The sequence below is a fragment of the uncultured Aggregatibacter sp. genome (assembly GCF_901873365.1).
Lineage (GTDB): Bacteria > Pseudomonadota > Gammaproteobacteria > Enterobacterales > Pasteurellaceae > Aggregatibacter.
This window is the reverse complement of record NZ_CABFLM010000071.1, coordinates 1-14,918: the sequence shown is the minus strand read 5'-3', so window position 1 is coordinate 14,918 and position 14,918 is coordinate 1. Positions and strand designations below refer to the sequence as shown.

Genomic DNA, 14,918 nt, shown 5'->3' with positions numbered 1-14,918 from the left:
TGGGCGGAATGATTCCCTTTCGTTCCATGTTTATCTCGTAAAAGGACACAACTATGATTATCGTAACCGGCGGCGCAGGCTTTATCGGCAGCAATATCGTCAAAGCATTAAATGACATGGGTCGTAAAGACATTTTAGTGGTAGATAACTTAAAAGACGGCACAAAGTTCATTAATTTAGTGGATTTAGACATCGCCGATTATTGCGACAAAGAAGACTTCATCGCCTCCATTATCGCCGGCGATGATTTAGGTGACATCGATGCCGTTTTCCATGAAGGTGCGTGTTCCGCCACCACCGAATGGGACGGTAAATACATCATGCATAACAACTACGAATATTCCAAAGAGTTGTTGCATTACTGCTTAGATCGCCAAATTCCGTTCCTCTACGCGTCCAGTGCCGCCACTTACGGCGACAAAACCGAATTCCGCGAAGAACGCGAATTTGAAGGCCCATTAAATGTGTACGGCTATTCCAAATTCTTATTCGACCAATATGTGCGCGCTATTTTACCTGAAGCCCAATCACCGGTGTGCGGCTTCCGTTATTTCAACGTGTACGGCCCACGTGAAGGCCACAAAGGCTCTATGGCAAGCGTCGCGTTCCACTTAAATAATCAAATTCTCAAAGGTGAAAACCCGAAACTCTTCGCCGGTAGTGAACATTTCCGCCGTGATTTCGTATATGTAGGCGATGTCGCCGCAGTGAACATTTGGTGCTGGCAAAACGGCATTTCCGGTATTTTCAACTGTGGTACCGGAAACGCAGAATCTTTTGCTGAAGTGGCAAAAGCGGTGATTAAATTCCACGGCAAAGGCGAAGTGGAAACCATTCCATTCCCTGAACATTTAAAATCCCGCTACCAAGAATACACCCAAGCGGATTTAACCAAACTCCGTGCTACCGGCTACGACAAACCGTTTAAAACCGTCGCAGAAGGGGTGGCGGAGTATATGGCGTGGTTAAATCGCCGATAATAGATAAAAAAATCGTGCTACGTTTGTTGAACGTAGCACGAGAATCATTTTTCTTCTAAAGTGCACGATGTGCATCCTTTCAATATCGCGTTACTGCGTTGAATATCAATGAATGCTTTATGCTAACGCGACTTCCAGTTCAAACACCATTTTATGTGGGATTGCCCTGAACCCTTCATCTTCCAACAAATGATGCTGTTGAATATCTTGTTCTACGACCAAGCGCGTGGATTGCGTGTAGCTGACGAATTCTTTGGCTTTGGCGATAAGTGCGGTGTAAATTTCATTCGTTTTCTCGCTCTGACGAACAAAAATATCCGTTAATTGCCAATAACGTTGTAATTGCAGCGAGGAAAGGCGAGGATAAAGCTGAATAAAACCGAGTGCTTGTTGAGATTGATCGAGGGCGAGAAAAAAAATACTTTCGCCAAAACGAATACGATTGGAAAGAAAGGTGAGTGTGCGCTCCGGGTTCTCCGCCATGCCCCGAGAAAGACGATATTCTTCAAATAGTGGCAGCAGAATTTCTAGGTTCCATTGTTCAGCTTTAAAAATTTTAATCATGAGAAAATCGGTCATTTTTTGTTAAATTTATACAGTAGATTGTATCTTTTTAGTGCAAAAGAATCATCTGTTACCAAGAAAATTTTTTAGAACGACGCTCTTTTTTACCGAAAAAGAGGGATTTTTTGCTATAGTAACCACAGTTTTTATTCAATCAGATTAAGGAGAAACAAAATGGCTCGTCGTCCTCTCGTTATGGGTAACTGGAAATTAAACGGTAGCAAAGCCTTCACTCGTGAATTGATCACCGGCTTAAAAGAAGCATTACACGATGTGACCGGCTGTGATGTGGCAATTGCCCCACCGGTCATGTATTTAGCGGAAGCAGAAAAATTATTATCTAACTGTGGCTGCAGTTGCGGTGGTCAAAATATCATCCAATTGGGCGCACAAAACGTGGATGTGAATGTGAAAGGTGCTTTCACCGGTGATATTTCCACAGAAATGCTAAAAGACTTTGGTGCAAAATACATCATTATCGGTCACTCCGAGCGTCGTACTTATCACAAAGAAAGCGATGAATTTGTGGCGAAAAAATTCGGTGCGTTAAAAGAAGCCGGCTTAGTGCCGGTATTATGTATCGGGGAATCTGAAGCGGAAAATGAAGCGGGCAAAACCGAAGAAGTCTGTGCGCGTCAAATTGATGCCGTCATCAATCTCTTGGGTGTAGAAGCTTTCAACGGTGCGGTGATTGCGTATGAGCCAATTTGGGCTATCGGTACCGGCAAATCTGCCACTCCGGCACAGGCGCAAGCCGTGCATGCCTTCATTCGTGGTCACATTGCGAAAAAATCCCAAGCCGTTGCTGATCAAGTGATCATTCAATACGGCGGATCTGTAAACGATGCGAATGCGGCAGAATTGTTTACCCAACCGGATATTGACGGCGCATTAGTGGGTGGCGCATCCTTAAAAGCCCCTGCCTTTGCCGCAATCGTAAAAGCTGCAGCAAACGCGAAGAATTAATTTATTCTCGTTAACTAAAAGAAAATCGCGAAAGAACCGCCCGTTAATTGAATTTAAAGTGCGGTTCTTTTTTATTTTAAAACGCAAAAAATATTGAAAACTTAACAAAAAACGGTTAATTTTGCGCCCTTTTGAATTTATTTCTATTTTAGGGGAAAAATTATGCAACAAACCACGATAAAACAAACAGATACACAACAAACCAAACCACATTATGAGCCAACCGCAATCAGCAAAATTATTTTTGCCAGCCGTTGGTTACAACTACCAATTTACCTCGGCTTAATTATCGTGCAGGGGATTTATGCGTATAAATTCATGAAATCGTTATGGGAGTTGATTGTCAACCTGAACGAAATGGATTCCAATACCATCATGCTGGCGGTGTTAAACCTGATTGATGTGGTGATGATTGCGAATTTGTTAGTCATGGTGATTATCGGCGGTTATGAAATCTTTGTCTCCAAACTCCGCACACGTGGACACCCAGATCAGCCGGAATGGTTGAGCCATGTCAACGCCTCCGTGTTGAAAGTTAAATTAGCCATGTCGATTATTAGTATTTCATCTATTCATATGTTACAAACCTTCGTTAACGCAACGAATATGCCGGAAAAAACGATGATGTGGCAGTTATTGTTGCATTTAGGTTTCTTGGCGTCAGCGATTGCCATGGCATATACGGATAAAATTCTTTATAGTACAAGCCACAAATCACATTAATAAATCAAAAAAATGGTAAGACGAATGACGGAATGTATTGAAATTACGCCGCAACAAGCTTGGGAAATGCTTCAACATGACGATGCGGCTGTATTAGCCGATGTGCGTGATGCGCAAACCTTTAGCTATGCCCATCCCAAAGGCGCTTTTAATTTAACGGAAGCCACTTGGCCACACTTTGAGGCGTTGTATGATTACGATCAGCCGATCATTCTCAGTTGCTATCATGGTATTAGTAGCCGTAACGTGGCAGCCTTTTTGCTGCGTAACGGCTATGAAAAGGTGTATAGTCTGCAGGGCGGTTTCGCCGCGTGGGAAAAGGCGAACCTACCGTTAGAGACTGGTTATGCGTTAAACCCAACAGAGGTGATGTAATAGAAAATGCCGTAAAAAATGACCGCACTTAACGCCAAACCTCTGCGGGCAAAAGCCGGGTGGCGTTGATGGAGTTTATAGAAAACACGCGCCACGATGCCAAGGAGAAAAGGATAGACCCAAAGAAAAACGGACATGGCAGTGATTTGGTTGTCGCTGAGATGCGTATTATTCAATAAGTGCGGTGAAATTAGCATCGCTAACGGCCACAAGAATATCGGGAAACAAAAGGCCGCAATTGCCCACGTAAAGGGGCTGAACCCTGATGGCAAATTTTGATTTCTCATTTTTTCTCCATACGTAAAATTTTGGAACAGGAATATAGCAAATGCAGCATTTGTTTGGTAGTGAAATCCCGTCGTTAGCACAGCATTTCCGTGATGAAATTGCAAAAAAATATCACGTTGAACTCGTCATTCAAGAAATTCAAGATGCACAAGGCAATGTGGTTTATGATGTATTTCTCCCACAAAATTCACCGCACTTTGACGCCATCATTGCGGAAAGCGAAAGCTTCTTACAGGCATGGTTGGCGCAACAAAACGCCCGTGCGTGGCAACAAAGCAACGACAACACTCACGTTCATGCAGCATCCCTCCCCTCCTCTCACTTAAATAAGGCTTCTATTTTCTCTTATCTTCAACAACAAAAAATCACTGTGATCATCACCGCACTTTGTGTCGTCATTTATCTTTTTATGCTTTTCGGTTTTGCCGAACCCATTTTATTGGCAACGCATTTCCCCGAAGAGACGACCCAAGAAAGTGAAGTTTGGCGTTATTTCACGCACACCTTAGTGCATTTATCCAATATGCACATTTTGTTTAATCTTACTTGGTGGTGGATTTTTGGTGGTGCCATTGAGCGTCAATTAGGTTCTTTAAAACTGCTGCAAATTTACTTCTTTGCCGGCGTGATAAGTGGCATAGCGCAAAATCTTGTCAGCGGTCCGGCATTTTTCGGCTTATCGGGTGTTGTCTATGCGGTGTTAGGCTATGTGTTTGTGTTGGATAAAATCCATAAACAAACCGTTTTTGCATTGCCGGACGGCTTTTTCAATATGTTACTCATCGGGATTTTACTGGGCTTTGCCGGCCCGTTGATCGACATTCAAATCGGCAATACGGCACATATTTCAGGATTATTGGTGGGCATGGGACTCGCTTGGATGGATCGAAAAATTCGCATTAAGTCGTGATTTCCCTCATTAAATACGCTACATTGGCACGCAAAATCTTGCGAAAGAAGGAAAAGTGATTATGAAACAATCTCTTCGTCATCAGAAAATTGTTGAGCTGGTCAAACAAAAAGGCTATTTAAGCACAGAGGAATTGGTGGCTTTATTTGGTGTGAGTCCGCAAACCATTCGGCGAGATTTAAACGAACTGGCGGAAACCAACTTTATCCGCCGTCATCACGGTGGTGCAGCCTCGCCTTCTACGGCGGAAAATAGCGATTATCACGATCGCAAACACTTTTTTTCTCAAGAAAAAAACCGTATCGCAAGACAGGTTGTGCAGCTCATCCCAAACGGTGCATCGTTATTCATTGACATCGGCACCACCTCCGAAGCCGTTTCCTTTGCATTATTAGGGCATCAACGATTACGCATTGTGACCAACAATCTTAATGCCGCACACATTCTGATGCAAAATGATTCCTTTGATATTACCATCGCCAGTGGCTCCCTACGCCAAGACGGAGGCATTATCGGAGAATCCACCGTGGAATTTTTATCACAATTTCGCTTAGATTTTGGTGTGTTAGGCATTAGCGCCATTGATTTAGACGGTACCTTATTGGACTATGATTATCACGAAGTGCAAGTGAAACGTGCCATTATTGATAATTCACGCAACACCTTATTAGTCACCGATCACTCTAAATTTAGTCGCCGCGCGATGGTGAAACTGGGTTCGATTACGGATGTCGAATACGTGTTCACCGACGCAGATGTGCCAACAGGCATTGATGAATTATTAAAAAATAAAAACGTCAATCTTGTGATTTGTTAATGCGATATCCTCCCCTAGAAATTCGGCGAGACACGCAGAGAAAATAACCATAAAAAAGACCGCACTTTACAGCCTTAAAGTGCGGTCTTTTTTCTGAATGTTTTGACGATCCTTTAACCTTTCTTATCTAACAAGCGAATATAACGTGTTGCTGATAGCCATGCGCCGATATAGCCCATCATCATGCAAACAATTAGCAAGAAAAGAAATTCGGCAAAACTGAGGCCGTTTAAATGAAAACTCACGGCGAAAATGTCAGTCACATATTTCACCGCACCGGTGAAATAGCCAATCACCAAGCTACTGAAAATCGCCGCCAAAATGCCACCTAACACCGCATAAATCATGCCGGTATAAAGAAATGGACGGAGGATAAATTGATCGGTCGCACCGAGCAATTTCATCACTTCAATGTTTGCTTGATTGCTGTAAACATCTGCGCGAATACTGTTGCCGATCACCAAGAAAACGGCAACTGCCATCAGCAGCGTACAGAAAATCGCCACATGCGCCACTAACCACGTCAGTGCGGTCAGTTTTTCTAACCAATCGTTATCTAAACGCACTTCTTGAACACCTTTGATTTTATCCAAGTTTTCCCGTAATTCATTGCGTTTTTGCGATTCGTTAAAGGCTTTAGTTGGTTTAATCATCACCACCGCCGGCAATGGATTGTCATCTAACACATCCAGTTCTTCGTTAAAACCCGACCATTGACGAAATTCGCTTAAGCTTTCCTTGCGAGAAATGTAATTGAGCGACTCTACGCCCTCTTGCTGACGGATTTTTTCCACCACCAAATTGGCATCGTCTTCTGACAAGTTTTTATGTAAATACACGGTCAGTTCACTTTCCGGATAAAACTGAGTGGTGGCGTCATGAATATTTTTCCAAAGCAGGTAGCTTACAGTTGGAATCGTTAATGACACAGCGATCACTAACACGGTGATGAGCGTGGCAAATTTACGTTGATATAAATCGGCAAACACGGCACGCAGGGAATACAGGGCTTGGGCGCCAAAAGGCAAACTAAAACGACGAGAATTCATGTTACCTCCTAACGCAAATAACCTTGCTCAAGCACAAGGCAAGGCTTAGGTTTTTGTTGAACAATGCTAATGTCGTGCGTGGCAATTAAGACGGTCATGCCAAGACGATTAAACTCTTCAAATAAATTGAAAATCTCAAAAGACAGTGCGCTGTCTAAATTGCCGGTGGGTTCATCGGCTAACAATAATTGCGGTTTATGCACGATAGCGCGGGCAATATCCACCCGTTGTTGCTCGCCGCCCGACAAATGCGCCGTGGAATGATGCGCGCGATCACGCAATCCCACACGATCTAACGCCGCCAACGCACGACTATTGGCATCTTTCGGATGTTGTCCGGCAATAATTAACGGCAGCGCCACGTTATCCAACACGGAACGATCGGACAATAAGCGATAATCTTGATGCACCATGCCGATTTGACGGCGCAAAAACGGCACTTCATGGCGGGATAAGCGGGTAATATCATGCCCGTTAAACCAAATTTGCCCGCCATTGGCGCGTTCCATGCCCATAATTAATTTCAGCAGGGTACTTTTCCCCGCACCGGAATGCCCCACCAAGTAGGTCATACTGCCTACCGGTAAATGAAAGCTTAACCCTTGTAGCGCCGGTTTTCCGCCCAAATACGCTTTACTCACATTTGCAAATCGAATCATTTTTCTTCTCTAAAAAAACACGTCATTTTTGAACCGCACTTTATGCCTCTTCATGAGCAAATAAAGCGTCAATAAATTCTTCTGCGTTAAATTCGCGTAAATCTTCAATTTTTTCGCCTACGCCGATATAGCGGATCGGCAAATTAAACTGGTCGGCAATGGCAAAAATTACGCCGCCTTTGGCGGTGCCATCCAATTTGGTTAAGCTGATGCCGGTAAGCCCAACGGCTTCGTTAAATAACTTGGCTTGGCTAATGGCATTTTGACCGGTGCCTGCATCCAACGTCAGCATAATTTCATGTGGTGCACTTTCATCGTATTTTTTCATCACGCGCACGATTTTCTTCAGCTCGTCCATCAAGTTATTTTTATTTTGTAAACGACCGGCAGTGTCGGCAATGAGTACATCAATATTGCGCGCAGCCGCCGATTGCATCGCATCAAAAATCACCGATGCAGAATCGGAACCGGTGCTTTGCGCCACCACCGGAATGTGATTACGCTCGCCCCATACTTGCAACTGCTCTACTGCGGCGGCTCGGAAAGTATCGCCCGCTGCCAACATGACAGATTTGCCTTCCATTTGGAATTTACGCGCCAGTTTGCCGATAGTGGTGGTTTTACCTACGCCATTCACCCCTACCATTAAAATCACATAAGGCTTTTTGCTGCCATCAATTCGTAATGGTTGTGCCACCGGTTTTAAGATCTCGCCCATTTCCAGTTTAAGTTGTTGGTATAAGGTATCGGCGTTTTGTAACTGCTGACGGGTCGCATGTTGCGTTAAATTGTTGATAATTTTTGTGGTTGTTGGCACACCGATATCGGCAATAAGAAGTTGTTCTTCCAATTCTTCAAACAATTCATCATCGATTTTTTTACCAAGAAAGAAACTGCGGAAGCCTGCCCCGATGTTTTGTTTGGTTTTCACCAAACCTTTGAGTAATCGGCTAAAAAAGCCACCTTCGCTTGGTTTTTCCTGTGTTTCTACGATGTCGGCAACGGCGCTTTCTTTTTCGTGTTCTTCCGTTTCAACAACAGATTCATCTTCAATGTCCACCGCACTTTCGATGCTTTCTTTGTCTTCCTCAGAGGATGGCGCAAGCGTCCACGCTTGTGCCGCTAGGTTTTCCTCTTGAGAGGTCTCTACTTGAACGTCATGGCTTTCAGGCACAAGCGTGGACGCTTGCGCTATCAATGTCTCTTCTGTTGGTGGATTTTCGCGCGCAGTTTCATCTAAAAGTGCGGTTGTTTTTTCCGCCGTTTCTTGTGCTGCGTCTTGTATTTCGGGTTCATGAGAAAGCTGTTTTTGTGATTCCGGTTCTTTCGGTTCCGTTGATGCTTCCTGTTTATTTTTGCCTAATCCGAACCAAGACCAAAATCCGCCTTTTTTCTTTTCATCTGACATAAATTGCCCACTCTTGTTTAAACTTGATAAAATGCCGCTCATTCTAGCAAAAAAACACATCATTTTCCTGCCGATTTATATGAAAAAAGCAACAACACAACACAGCACGAAAGGCGAAGTGCGCATTATCGCCGGTTTATGGCGCGGACGAAAATTACCGGTGCTGCCATCCCAAGGCTTGCGCCCTACCGGAGATCGTGTAAAAGAAACGCTATTTAACTGGCTAATGCCTTACATTGTGGACAGTGAATGCTTAGACTGTTTCGCCGGTAGCGGTTCGCTTGGCTTTGAAGCGCTTTCGCGCCAAGCGGCAAAAGTCACTTTTTTGGAATTAGAAAAAGTCGTGGCGCAACAATTAAACAAAAACATTCAAACCTTGAAATGTACCGATCGTGCGCAAGTCGTGAATCAAAATAGCCTGCACTTTTTAAATCAGCCGCAAAATCAACCGCACTTTGATGTGGTCTTTCTCGATCCGCCCTTTCATTTTAATTTAGCCGAACAAGCCATTGCTCTATTAGCGCAAAACAACTGGCTGCGCCTACAAGCCTTGGTTTATGTGGAAACGGAAAAAGGCAAGGAACCGAACGTACCGGAAAACTGGATGGTGTTAAAACAAAAAGACAGCGGGCAAGTGAGTTATCGACTCTATCAAATTGAAAATACGGTAGCCTGATTAAACGCCGTTATTCAGAACGTGCCTAAACAAAAATGCCACCCTCAATCTGGTTTGCCATGTGAGGGCGGCATCTGTTTAGTTAAGAAAAGTGCGCATTATTTTGCTAAGCATTGTGCATAGCTATCTGCGGTAAATTGAAGGAAAGCGGCATAAGAATTAACGCCCAGTTTAACGGCATCGCCCATCGGGTCAAGACGACCGACATTCACTTGCGTACCTTTGCTTAAACTTTCAATCACTTTTGGCGTGAACTGCGGTTCGGCAAATAAGCAGTTGACTTTGTGTTCGGCAATTTCTTCTTTAATTTTTGCTAAGGTTTTTGCGCCCGGTGCCACCAATGGATTAATGGTGAAATAACCGGTTTGGTTCAACCCATAGGCTTGGTTGAAATAACCGTAAGCATCGTGGAACACATAGAAACCTTTATCTTTTACGCTTTCCAATTGTGTTTTGATTTTCGCGCTTTGCTCATCTAAAGTGCGGTTAAATTCCGCCACGTTTTTTTCAATCTGTTCTTTTTTCTCCGGATATTGTTTGATCAGTTTTGCCGCAATGCGTTGCGCAACGGATTTACTGATGTCCGGAGAGTACCAAACGTGCCAATTTACGCCTAAGTCTTCATGATCGTGATCATGATGATGTCCGGCATGTTCATGTTTGTGATCCTGTTCTTCGTGTTTATGCTCATGTTTCTCGTGATCGTGGTGATGACCTTCGTGGGCATGATCATGATCCCCATGCGCTTCGCCTTCGCCATGATGATGGTGATGATGTTCGCCTTTTAATAAAAACGGTTCAATGGCAGCAATGTCTTTGATGGTTAAGACTTTTTTATAGTCAAGATCATCAATGGATTTATCTAAAAAGGCATCCACATCTTCGCCGATCCAAACGACCATTTCGGCAGATTTGAGTTTTTGCACATCAGAGGGTTTTAAGCTGTAATCATGTGGTGACGCACCGGCTGGGACTAACACTTCCGTGTCGGTGATACCATCGGCAATAGAGGAGGCGATAAAACCTAAGGGTTTAACAGAAGTTACGATGGTTGCAGAAGCCACCGCGGAGAAAGAAAGAATCGCTGTGGCAATCGCCGTTTTTTTCAAACCTTGTACGAATTGAGTCATTGTATTTCCTTTTATAATGGGACAGATAAGTTGAATAAAACGCGATTAGGTTACTCTTTTTTTATTTGGATGACTATCTTTTTTTATGAAAAAAAATAAGTCAGTCTTTTTTCTGTAATAACTTATCAATGACACGAGAAACCGCAAAAAATCCAAAGGTCGCTGTGATCATCGTTGCCGCGCCAAAACCATTGGTGCAATTCATGGTGGCAGACGTAGAGCAGTTTTCCCCCATTTGAGGAAAAATCAATGGTTGGGTAGAAAAAACCGCCTCGATGGCAAACTTACGTTTTGGGTTTTGTGTGAAATGGTAATCCTTGCGTAAAACCGACCGCACTTTTGCCAACAGCGGATCTTGAATGGTGCGGCTTAAATCAGCAATTTGAATCTGGCTTGGATCCGTTTGCCCGCCGGCGCCCCCCACAGTGATAATCTTGATTTTATGGCGTTTACAGTAGGCAATTAACGCCGCTTTTGTTTTGACATTATCAATAGCATCAATGACATAATCATACTCAGCACGAAGGTATTGGGATAAATTCTCCGCAGAAATAAAATCATCAATGACATTGACATCGCATTCGGGGTTAATCAATTTCACCCGTTGTTGCATGACCTCTGTTTTGAGCTGACCGATATTGCCTGTCAAGGCATGAATTTGGCGATTGATATTCGTGACACAAATATCATCCATATCAATCATCGTGATTTTTCCCACGCCTGACCGAGCAAGTGCTTCCACCGCCCAAGAGCCCACGCCACCGATGCCGATAACACAAATATGCGCTTGGCGTAAACGGGTTAAGGCATCAGTGCCATATAAACGACCGATACCGCCGAAACGTTGTTCGTAATTATCCACGCGGGCCATTAACGTAATACCCAAACGCGACCATAATGTTTTGACAAACCGGCAATATGACCAGCCTGATCACCGATACCACGATATAAATCGAAATGGTGTCCGTTTACCGCACCGCCCACATCTAATGCCACCATCAAATGCAGTTTATGTTCTCCCGTCCAGTTCCCACTATTGTCAATTTGTGGCACTTCGACGAGCAATACACTGCCTAACGGAATCACACCACGGTCAGAAGCCACCGAGGCCATTGGCACTAATGGCACACCTGCCGCGCCTTTCACTTTGCCATTCGGATCATTTTTAAAGAAGACATAAGACGGATTGCGTTCAAGCAAACCTTGAACCCGTGACGGATTTGCATTCGCCCAATCACGAATCGCCTGAATAGACATTTTTTCTTTCGGAATCTCACCGTCTTCCACCAACAAACGTCCCACGGCAGAGTACGGGTAACCATTTTGGCCGGCATACGCAAAATAATTTAAATTGCCTTCACCAAAATCGACGTAACCACTGCCTTGTACGCCAAGCAAGAAGTTATCGATCATGGAATCACTATACGCCAGTTCTAATCCTTTGCCTTTCAATGCGCCGGCATAAATTTCAGCACGAGAAAAACGCTTTTGTGACGGAAGCGCATAAATCGGTTGGTTATATTTGCCTTGCGGTGTGCGGCGAGCGTGAATCACCGGGGAATAATAGCCCGTCATTAACACGTTTTGATAGCCGTCAAAGCCTTTCATCACTTGCGGATTAATGCCGAAATCAGTAAGTTTACTCACATTGGCACCGGCCAATACCCACGCGGTGATTTTTTCATAGGTCGGCGCAAAATTGCGGCTGAGTTTGCCGGAGTACGTATTGACATTAGAAAGTTGTGTCAAAAAATCGCCTTGATTTATGACCGCACTTTGGTTTTCAACATGGGATACCGGACTGAAAATGGCTTGTTGATAGGTCCGTCCTTTGTATATCGCGCCGAATTTTTGCGGATCAATATCCGTGCTCGTTGATTGAGCGCTGCGTTTTGAAGTATTTTGATGTTCCGTTGGTGAACACCCGGCTAATATCACCGCAACGGAAAGCGCTAGAAGTTTATAAAGAGAAGATTGATTCAATCGCATACACAACATCCTAGAATAAACGAAAAATAAAGGCCGAATTCTACCCTAATTTCGCTTGGATGAACACGGGGAACATCCAAGCGCATAAAGTGCGGTCGTTTTTTCCGACAAAATAGGCGTGCGTATGCGATAAAGTGTCCTTTTGACTATTGCAACCAGAAGAGATAACCGAAGGTCGCGATAACAAAGATACATACGATATTTAAAAGAATACCGGCTCTTACCATTTCACTTTGTTTCACTTCACCGGTACCGAACACAATGGCATTCGGCGGTGTTGCCACCGGCAACATGAAGGCACAGGAAGCCCCTAATCCGATGATTAAGGCTAAACCGATTTCCGGCATACCAAGAGATTGTGCGATAGAAATGAAGATCGGTACTAACAACGCAGCACTGGCAGTATTGGAGGTGAATTCTGTTAAGAAAATAATGAACGCAGCAACCAATAAACCGATGAGATAGAAGTGACCACCTTCAATCAGGAATACGATGCCGTCAGCCAAGATTTTGCTTGCACCGGAATTTTTTAATACCGCACTTAAGGTTAAGCCGCCACCGAAGAGCATTAATACGCCCCAATCGGTGTTGTCTTGAATTTGCTTCCAGTTTGTTACGCCGGCAACACAAAGGATAACGGCGGCAGATAAAGCAATAACGCTATCAAAACTGGCAATTTTACCTTCCAATCCTAATGCACCCGCAAGAATCGGGTTGATTTGGCTACTGAAAACCCAGCTCAATGCAATAAAGACGAAAATCGCTAAGGTAACCCAACGTTGTTTATTCATTGGAATGGCTTCAAATTGTTGGTCAAAACGAATATTGAGTTTTGGTTTGAAGACGATATAAAGCGTGCCAATCATCAGTGGCATAAGAATTAACATAATCGGCAAGCCATACCATAACCAATCAGCGAAGGTGAGGTGCAATTGCGTTGCAACGATGTTGTTTGGCGGGCTTCCCACTAGGGTTCCCATACCGCCGATGCTGGCGCTATAGGCAATCCCTAACAGTACGAACACATAGGTGTTATGTTCTGCATTACGATCTAAACGGCTGAGTACGCCCATGGCAAGGGGTAACATCATTGCCGCTGTTGCTGTGTTACTGACCCACATAGACAAAAATGCGGTAACGGAGAATAAATACATGACCGCGACAAATAAATTGCCTTTTGCCAACGCCATAATTTTGTTAGCGATCATTTTATCTAACTGTTGAATGTGAAGTGCGGTGGCTAAAGCAAAGCCTCCGAAGAATAGAAAAATATTTGGATCAGCAAAGGTCGCCAGTGCCGTACTGGTTTTGACTAATCCTAAGAAAATGGCAAGGAGCGGAACAATTAACGCCGTGATCGTAACGTGTAAGGCTTCCGTTAACCACAAAATGGCCACTAAAGCTAATAATGCCAACCCACCATTGGCATTTTTATCAAAAGGCAGTGTATTGAGTAAGACAAAAAAGAGAATAACTGCAGAAATCAAGATAATCACGCGCTTATTGATCCCATTTTTATTTAGTGTTGTGTTGCTCATGGTTTCATCCTTTTAAATAAAATAGAAGATCGACATATTGCCTAATAATGTAAACAATATGTTAGAAAACTATCATTGTATAAATAAAAAGCAACGCCTTTTTTGTGGATTTGTGAAGTAGCGCAAAAAAAAGTGCGGTTGAAATAATAAAAATTTCAACCGCACTGAGGAGAATTTAATGCTTCTGTCTATTCTTGTTCCGGATCGTCTAAATCTAACGGCTCTTGCGACAGAATAATGCCGGTTAAATCGGCATAAATATAATCTTCCGGAAAGAAGGTTACCCCACCAAAGTTGACCGGAACATCGGTTTCGCCATGATTACTTTCATCCGCGCCCACCGGAATTGGGGCTAACGCATGGATGCCAATATCGATATTTTCCAGCTGCTGGATTTGACGAACTGCACCATAAACAATGATGCCTTCCCAATGGTTGTCTGCGGCTAATTGTGCGAGTTCCGCATCAATTAATGCACGACGTACTGCACCGCCGCCATCAACGACTAACACGCGTCCTTCACCGTTTTCTTCTAAAATTTCAGCAATTAACCCGTTATTTTCAAAGCATTTTACGGTGGTGACTTTGCCATAAAAAGAACTTAATCCGCCGAAACTTGAGAAAACAGGTTCGACAACATCGACTTGATCGAGATAAATATCGCAAAGTTCAGAAGTATCAATGTACATAAAAGACCCTATTTTTAAGATAAATACTGCGAGCTAGTATAGTCCGTTTCAGCCTAGAAGCAAGCCCAAACTAAATAGCCCATTGATCAGTAACGCAATCAGCGACATTTGCGCTAACATCGGGCGTAAGGCTACCGGCTCTTTATGAGAGAAAACA

At 43.7% G+C, this 14,918-nt stretch carries 17 protein-coding genes and 1 pseudogene; 7 read left to right on the top strand and 11 right to left on the bottom strand.

Annotated features, from left to right (window positions below; translation table 11 throughout):
- Window positions 1-53 precede the first annotated feature (53 nt).
- Window positions 54-980 (top strand): ADP-glyceromanno-heptose 6-epimerase, encoded by a 927-nt coding sequence (rfaD, locus tag QZ106_RS06145; protein ID WP_295975602.1) that lies wholly within the window; start codon window positions 54-56, stop codon window positions 978-980.
- Between the two features lie 117 nt (window positions 981-1,097).
- Here rfaD and QZ106_RS06140 read toward each other — a convergent pair whose 3' ends face one another.
- The gene (locus tag QZ106_RS06140) at window positions 1,098-1,544 is read right to left on the bottom strand and encodes a GNAT family N-acetyltransferase (RefSeq protein WP_295975599.1); all 447 of its coding nucleotides are present in this window, start codon (window positions 1,542-1,544) and stop codon (window positions 1,098-1,100) included.
- Window positions 1,545-1,718: 174 nt separating this feature from the next.
- Between QZ106_RS06140 and tpiA the strand changes: the two genes are divergently transcribed.
- The 3 genes from tpiA to glpE all read left to right on the top strand — a co-directional run bounded on the left by tpiA (window position 1,719) and on the right by glpE (window position 3,608).
- Window positions 1,719-2,510, top strand: coding sequence for a triose-phosphate isomerase (gene tpiA, locus QZ106_RS06135; RefSeq protein WP_295975596.1), 792 nt, complete (start codon window positions 1,719-1,721; stop codon window positions 2,508-2,510).
- A 162-nt stretch (window positions 2,511-2,672) separates the two neighbouring features.
- A complete protein-coding gene (locus QZ106_RS06130; RefSeq protein WP_295975593.1) occupies window positions 2,673-3,233 on the top strand; it encodes a TIGR00645 family protein in 561 nt (186 codons plus the stop codon).
- A gap of 24 nt (window positions 3,234-3,257) precedes the next feature.
- The gene (glpE, locus tag QZ106_RS06125; RefSeq protein WP_295975591.1) at window positions 3,258-3,608 is read left to right on the top strand and encodes a thiosulfate sulfurtransferase GlpE; all 351 of its coding nucleotides are present in this window, start codon (window positions 3,258-3,260) and stop codon (window positions 3,606-3,608) included.
- Here glpE and QZ106_RS06120 read toward each other — a convergent pair.
- On the bottom strand, window positions 3,578-3,895 hold the full coding sequence (locus QZ106_RS06120; protein ID WP_295975588.1) for a DUF5389 domain-containing protein: 318 nt from the start codon (window positions 3,893-3,895) through the stop codon (window positions 3,578-3,580). The genes glpE and QZ106_RS06120 overlap by 31 nt on opposite strands.
- A gap of 41 nt (window positions 3,896-3,936) precedes the next feature.
- On the opposite strand from QZ106_RS06120, the gene QZ106_RS06115 reads away from it, so the two are divergent.
- Together QZ106_RS06115 and QZ106_RS06110 are read left to right on the top strand one after the other, a co-directional pair.
- Window positions 3,937-4,806 carry a rhomboid family intramembrane serine protease gene (locus tag QZ106_RS06115; RefSeq protein WP_295975585.1) on the top strand — a complete coding sequence of 290 codons (870 nt, stop codon included), beginning with the start codon at window positions 3,937-3,939 and terminating at the stop codon, window positions 4,804-4,806.
- Window positions 4,807-4,867: 61 nt separating this feature from the next.
- Window positions 4,868-5,623 (top strand): DeoR/GlpR family transcriptional regulator, encoded by a 756-nt coding sequence (locus QZ106_RS06110; RefSeq protein WP_295975582.1) that lies wholly within the window; start codon window positions 4,868-4,870, stop codon window positions 5,621-5,623.
- A 113-nt stretch (window positions 5,624-5,736) separates the two neighbouring features.
- On the opposite strand, the gene ftsX is transcribed toward QZ106_RS06110, so the two are convergent.
- Genes ftsX through ftsY form a run of 3 tightly spaced genes read right to left on the bottom strand, consistent with a single transcriptional unit; the run spans window position 5,737 to window position 8,739 of the window.
- The gene (gene ftsX / locus QZ106_RS06105) at window positions 5,737-6,672 is read right to left on the bottom strand and encodes a permease-like cell division protein FtsX (protein WP_021615709.1); all 936 of its coding nucleotides are present in this window, start codon (window positions 6,670-6,672) and stop codon (window positions 5,737-5,739) included.
- A gap of 8 nt (window positions 6,673-6,680) precedes the next feature.
- Entirely contained in the window at window positions 6,681-7,331 is a 651-nt protein-coding gene (gene ftsE, locus QZ106_RS06100; RefSeq protein WP_021615710.1) for a cell division ATP-binding protein FtsE, read from the bottom strand.
- Window positions 7,332-7,371: 40 nt separating this feature from the next.
- The gene (ftsY, locus tag QZ106_RS06095) at window positions 7,372-8,739 is read right to left on the bottom strand and encodes a signal recognition particle-docking protein FtsY (protein WP_295975579.1); all 1,368 of its coding nucleotides are present in this window, start codon (window positions 8,737-8,739) and stop codon (window positions 7,372-7,374) included.
- A 79-nt stretch (window positions 8,740-8,818) separates the two neighbouring features.
- On the opposite strand from ftsY, the gene rsmD reads away from it, so the two are divergent.
- Complete coding sequence (gene rsmD, locus QZ106_RS06090) at window positions 8,819-9,415, top strand: 16S rRNA (guanine(966)-N(2))-methyltransferase RsmD (RefSeq protein WP_295975578.1); 597 nt, start codon at window positions 8,819-8,821, stop codon at window positions 9,413-9,415.
- 98 nt (window positions 9,416-9,513) lie between these two features.
- Here the strand turns inward: rsmD and znuA are convergent, their stop codons facing one another.
- The 6 genes and pseudogenes from znuA to QZ106_RS06060 all read right to left on the bottom strand — a co-directional run.
- Window positions 9,514-10,545 (bottom strand): zinc ABC transporter substrate-binding protein ZnuA, encoded by a 1,032-nt coding sequence (gene znuA, locus QZ106_RS06085; protein WP_295975576.1) that lies wholly within the window; start codon window positions 10,543-10,545, stop codon window positions 9,514-9,516.
- Window positions 10,546-10,645: 100 nt separating this feature from the next.
- On the bottom strand, window positions 10,646-11,416 hold the full coding sequence (tcdA, locus tag QZ106_RS06080; protein WP_295975575.1) for a tRNA cyclic N6-threonylcarbamoyladenosine(37) synthase TcdA: 771 nt from the start codon (window positions 11,414-11,416) through the stop codon (window positions 10,646-10,648).
- A complete protein-coding gene (gene mltA / locus QZ106_RS06075) occupies window positions 11,416-12,534 on the bottom strand; it encodes a murein transglycosylase A (RefSeq protein WP_295975573.1) in 1,119 nt (372 codons plus the stop codon). Before mltA ends, tcdA begins: the two co-directional genes overlap by 1 nt.
- Before the next feature lie 146 nt (window positions 12,535-12,680).
- Window positions 12,681-14,072 carry a DASS family sodium-coupled anion symporter gene (locus tag QZ106_RS06070; protein WP_295975572.1) on the bottom strand — a complete coding sequence of 464 codons (1,392 nt, stop codon included), beginning with the start codon at window positions 14,070-14,072 and terminating at the stop codon, window positions 12,681-12,683.
- 188 nt (window positions 14,073-14,260) lie between these two features.
- Window positions 14,261-14,761 (bottom strand): ribonuclease E activity regulator RraA, encoded by a 501-nt coding sequence (rraA, locus tag QZ106_RS06065; protein ID WP_021615717.1) that lies wholly within the window; start codon window positions 14,759-14,761, stop codon window positions 14,261-14,263.
- A 48-nt stretch (window positions 14,762-14,809) separates the two neighbouring features.
- Window positions 14,810-14,918: pseudogene (locus QZ106_RS06060) on the bottom strand (1,4-dihydroxy-2-naphthoate polyprenyltransferase); the annotation flags it as partial.

What these genes read in the sequence shown, in the direction of transcription:
- rraA (WP_021615717.1), bottom strand. Translation starts at nt 14,761, where the DNA reads ATGTACATTGATACTTCTGAACTTTGCGATATTTATCTCGATCAAGTC.
- rsmD (WP_295975578.1), top strand. Translation starts at nt 8,819, where the DNA reads ATGAAAAAAGCAACAACACAACACAGCACGAAAGGCGAAGTGCGCATT.
- znuA (WP_295975576.1), bottom strand. Translation starts at nt 10,545, where the DNA reads ATGACTCAATTCGTACAAGGTTTGAAAAAAACGGCGATTGCCACAGCG.
- QZ106_RS06120 (WP_295975588.1), bottom strand. Translation starts at nt 3,895, where the DNA reads ATGAGAAATCAAAATTTGCCATCAGGGTTCAGCCCCTTTACGTGGGCA.
- tcdA (WP_295975575.1), bottom strand. Translation starts at nt 11,416, where the DNA reads ATGGCCCGCGTGGATAATTACGAACAACGTTTCGGCGGTATCGGTCGT.
- ftsY (WP_295975579.1), bottom strand. Translation starts at nt 8,739, where the DNA reads ATGTCAGATGAAAAGAAAAAAGGCGGATTTTGGTCTTGGTTCGGATTA.
- QZ106_RS06115 (WP_295975585.1), top strand. Translation starts at nt 3,937, where the DNA reads ATGCAGCATTTGTTTGGTAGTGAAATCCCGTCGTTAGCACAGCATTTC.
- ftsE (WP_021615710.1), bottom strand. Translation starts at nt 7,331, where the DNA reads ATGATTCGATTTGCAAATGTGAGTAAAGCGTATTTGGGCGGAAAACCG.
- rfaD (WP_295975602.1), top strand. Translation starts at nt 54, where the DNA reads ATGATTATCGTAACCGGCGGCGCAGGCTTTATCGGCAGCAATATCGTC.
- mltA (WP_295975573.1), bottom strand. Translation starts at nt 12,534, where the DNA reads ATGCGATTGAATCAATCTTCTCTTTATAAACTTCTAGCGCTTTCCGTT.
- QZ106_RS06110 (WP_295975582.1), top strand. Translation starts at nt 4,868, where the DNA reads ATGAAACAATCTCTTCGTCATCAGAAAATTGTTGAGCTGGTCAAACAA.
- glpE (WP_295975591.1), top strand. Translation starts at nt 3,258, where the DNA reads ATGACGGAATGTATTGAAATTACGCCGCAACAAGCTTGGGAAATGCTT.
- QZ106_RS06070 (WP_295975572.1), bottom strand. Translation starts at nt 14,072, where the DNA reads ATGAGCAACACAACACTAAATAAAAATGGGATCAATAAGCGCGTGATT.
- tpiA (WP_295975596.1), top strand. Translation starts at nt 1,719, where the DNA reads ATGGCTCGTCGTCCTCTCGTTATGGGTAACTGGAAATTAAACGGTAGC.
- QZ106_RS06130 (WP_295975593.1), top strand. Translation starts at nt 2,673, where the DNA reads ATGCAACAAACCACGATAAAACAAACAGATACACAACAAACCAAACCA.
- QZ106_RS06140 (WP_295975599.1), bottom strand. Translation starts at nt 1,544, where the DNA reads ATGATTAAAATTTTTAAAGCTGAACAATGGAACCTAGAAATTCTGCTG.
- ftsX (WP_021615709.1), bottom strand. Translation starts at nt 6,672, where the DNA reads ATGAATTCTCGTCGTTTTAGTTTGCCTTTTGGCGCCCAAGCCCTGTAT.